The following is a 516-nucleotide window of genomic DNA, read 5'->3' on the forward strand; positions in this document are numbered from 1 at the left end:
AAAATGCATATGGAGTATTTTTGACATATTGTATGCCATTATCAATATCTATAATACTTATGGGGGTTGATATTAAGGCTTTACTAAAATTATCAAGAGAGCCTTTTGTGGCTATGCTTGTTTCTGTTCTTAGTGTTTCTTTTTTGGCTTTTCTTTTTGGATTAATATTTGCAAAAGAAATAGAAGATGGTTGGAAAGTTGCTGGAATGTTTGTAGGAAGCTATACAGGAGGAAGCCCAAATTTAACTGCTATAGCTACTGCATTAGGAACCAGCAGAGAAGCAATAGCTGCTGCAAATGCTGCTGATTATGTGGTTGGTACACCTGCTGTTATTTTTTATATGTCTCTTCCTCCTATATTAAAAGYATCAAAACAGTTTAATAAAATTTGGCCTTATTCTTTTACAGAAGAAGAACTTGCAAAAGATGATGGACAGGGKGAGTTTTTAGGAAGCAAAGAATGGAGCATTAAAGAGATTTCTTCATTAATAGCAATAGCAATGATAATAGTTGCTG

At 33.7% G+C, this 516-nt stretch carries 1 protein-coding gene; it reads left to right on the plus strand.

Annotated elements, in window-relative coordinates; translation table 11 throughout:
* Positions 1 to 20: 20 nt before the first annotated feature.
* The coding region (locus GQX97_RS14605; RefSeq protein WP_232473459.1) for a DUF819 family protein at positions 21 to 516 on the plus strand (496 nt) is incomplete at its 3' end.

Source organism: Brachyspira sp. SAP_772 (assembly GCF_009755885.1).
In the GTDB taxonomy this organism is placed as follows: Bacteria; Spirochaetota; Brachyspiria; order Brachyspirales; family Brachyspiraceae; genus Brachyspira.